General features: G+C 37.0%; 2 protein-coding genes and 1 pseudogene. All 3 read right to left on the bottom strand.

What is annotated here, in order from left to right; genetic code table 11:
* Positions 1-28 precede the first annotated feature (28 nt).
* Positions 29-1,478: pseudogene (gene ptsG / locus BHE89_RS12860) on the bottom strand (PTS glucose transporter subunit IIBC).
* Between the two features lie 299 nt (positions 1,479-1,777).
* Positions 1,778-2,542 (bottom strand): tRNA pseudouridine(65) synthase TruC, encoded by a 765-nt coding sequence (gene truC, locus BHE89_RS12855; protein ID WP_069367238.1) that lies wholly within the window; start codon positions 2,540-2,542, stop codon positions 1,778-1,780.
* A gap of 8 nt (positions 2,543-2,550) precedes the next feature.
* Positions 2,551-2,874, bottom strand: a complete 324-nt coding sequence (locus tag BHE89_RS12850) for a YqcC family protein (RefSeq protein ID WP_069367237.1) — start codon at positions 2,872-2,874, stop codon at positions 2,551-2,553.
* Positions 2,875-3,339: the final 465 nt, after the last annotated feature.

The raw sequence follows: 3,339 nt of genomic DNA, 5'->3' as shown, positions 1-3,339 counted from the left end.
TGTTTTTTTAATTAAAGGCTATTATTTATCACTCACCAGAATTCAAAGACCGAATATATTCATCCATCTCTGTTTTTTAAGTTTATCTGATTTAGGACCAAAAATCGCTTGAATACCTGAACCAACAACCACAACACCCGCGGCACCGAGTCTTTTTCAGTTCATCTCTATCGACTTTTTTCAATTTCTTTAACGCCAATACGTAAACGAGTAATACAAGCATCTAAGCTACTAATATTATCTTTACCACCAAACGCAGCGACTAAAGATTGTCCCATTGCACTTTTATCAGCTTGTTTCGCGTTTTTATCTTCTACTTCTCGGCCTGGCGTTTTTAGGTTTAGCTTCACAATTAAGAAACGGAAAATAGAATAATAAGTTATCGCATAAAGTATTCCAATAATTGGGAATAGATACAGTTTACTGCTGTTACCACTCAATACGATAAAGTCAATTAAACCATGAGAGAAACTTGTTCCATCACGCATACCTAACAAGATACAAATAACAAATGCTAAACCCGCTAAAATAGCATGAATAACATAAAGAATAGGTGCGACAAACATAAATGAGAATTCGATAGGTTCAGTGATCCCTGTTAAGAAGGCAGTCAATGCTGCAGAAATCATGATGCCTCCCACTTTTACACGATTCTCAGGACGTGCTGTATGCCAAATAGCGATGGCAGCCGCAGGTAAGCCGAACATTTTAAATAAGAAGCCACCAGATAACATCCCAGCAGTTGGATCACCTGCCATATAGCGTGGAATATCACCGTGGAATACTTGTCCTGCGCTATTTACATATTCACCCACTTGCATTTGGAACGGCACGTTCCAAATATGATGTAAACCAAATGGGACTAACGCACGCTCTACAACACCATAAATACCAAAAGCAACAGCAGGGTTTTGATACGCAGCCCACTCAGAAAAACGCTGGATAGCTGTACCGATAGGTGGCCAAATAAAGGATAGAAGAATACCCACAAAAATCGCAATCAAACCAGAAATAATAGGGACAAAGCGTTTACCTGCAAAGAAACCTAAATATTCAGGAAGTTTAATACGATAAAAGCGGTTAAACATTGATGCGGCAATAATACCCGCAATGATCCCACCGAGTACCCCAGTATCAGTTAAACGTTGTATTTCAACACTATCAGGTGATAAACCTAATACCCAAGGTGCCACTACCAGCATAGTTTTTGACATAATGCCATAAGCCACAACAGAGGCCAGTGCTGATACCCCGTCATTATTGGTAAAACCTAAAGCAACACCAATAGCAAAAATAAGTGGCATATTAGAGAAAACCGAACCGCCTGCTTCTGCCATAACTTGAGAAACAGAGGAAGGGATCCATGAAAGATCAGCGGAACCAACCCCTAATAAAATACCGGCAATAGGCAGTACAGATACCGGTAACATCAAGGATTTTCCGATTTTTTGTAAAACAACAAATAGGTTTTTAAACATCAAACAGACTCCCGGAATGTGGGTTTTTATATGTTGTAAGTCTTTATTTATTTAAAGTAGCGTGGGTTTATTTCATAAACTTATCTAATGATAAGCCTTATTTATTTTACATCATAAAATAAATCGCTTAATGAATACATGATTGCTGTCACGTTTCAAACATGTGATCAGATCAATTAATAGAATTATATATTTTACAAATAGTTATATTAGATTATAAATTTGCGCAAACTATCAAGACCTAAGTAAAAAAATCTTGATAGTCACGTATTGAAAGCAATATTGAAATAAGAAAGGAATTAAAAATGGTGGGCTAAATCTTCACCATGCTGCTCTAATTCAGCTCTTAAACCACGCCAACCAAATTGATTAATAAGGTGTTGCCAAGGCAGATCCCATTTAGCTGTTAAGTTAAGCGGTTGCAATGTGATTGGATGAATTAAGTTTAGATGACTTGCATGTAACATCAAGCGATGAGATTGAAAATGATTTACGACACCACGGTTTTGACGTAAATCACCATGAGCGGTATCACCAATAATGGGGTGTCGAATATGAGACATATGACGACGTAATTGATGCTTGCGCCCCGTCTCAGGACGTAGTTCTAATAAACTAAATCGAGATGTAGGATAACGCCCAATAGCCACCTCTTTTTCAACAGTCCCTAATGGCTGGCAGTGCGTTACACAATCTTGAATTTTGGGAGGTTGAGTTGCAAATTTATCTGCAATTTTGTCGTGTTCCTCGACTAAAGGACTATCAATAACAAATGCTTCTTCAACGTATCCTCGAACAACAGCATGATAAATTTTTTCGGTTTTATGTTGTTCAAAAGATTGAGCTAGCGCCCTAGCAACATCCGAAGAAAGCGCCATGACTAGAACACCTGATGTGGGTCTATCTAGACGATGCACAGGGAAAACATGTTGCCCTATTTGATCTCTTAGTGTTTGCATGACAAACACGGTTTCATGTCTATCTAACCAACTGCGGTGAACAAGCCAACCCGCAGGTTTGTTCACCGCAACAAGATGCTCATCTTGATAAATAATATCTAGCATTATTGACCTTATGATTTAAACATTGCGTCAAGTTCACGCAAATGATTGAGTAAATCAGTCACATCTCGGCACTTATCTTCTTTAAATGCTTCTTCATAATAAGGTGCGATTGCAAATGTATTAGGTAATGGCATCTCATTTTCAATCATTGATGACAATCGTGGAATTAATACCCACTGTAACCATTCATGAGCACTCATTGTATCAATACAGAAAGGCTCAACACTTTCAAATGCTTGTTCAGTAGGAGATTCTAATTGCCATAGCTCAATGTTCTTCATCTCTTCTTCAATCAAGAGCAATTTCGCTAAAATGCGTTGTTCTAATGTCATCATTTATCCCTTATATAAAACTTACGAATAAGGATAACATTGGGATGGAATAGCAGAAAACAAATAAAAAATAAAAGGAGCCGAAACTCCTTTTAGACAAGAAAAATAGTTGTCTGTACAACACATGCGTCCAAGCAAGACCGTCTTTATCTATCCTTGTGATTAAATCCGTATCCACATTAATGGAAATATCCTATTTCCTGTGTCCTTGATTACTCTACATTTTATCGGTCACCAAACAGTCCCTTAGTTGGTGGATGTAGAATGCCAATAATTGATTAGTTAAACAACCCACAAAACAAAAGCAATTAAATAGCCAGAACTATAAATAAAATCAATAGGTTAATAACTTATTGTTCTACCTAAATAAACCAATCATATTTTTACTCGACTGAACGTTTTTTTGATAAAAAAACATACGTATATAAGATACTATCTCAAGAAAAATGGGTTATAGACTCTACT

The organism is Shigella sp. FC1967 (assembly GCF_001743005.1).
In the GTDB taxonomy this organism is placed as follows: domain Bacteria; phylum Pseudomonadota; class Gammaproteobacteria; order Enterobacterales; family Enterobacteriaceae; genus Proteus.
This window is presented reverse-complemented; position numbering and strand designations above follow the sequence as displayed.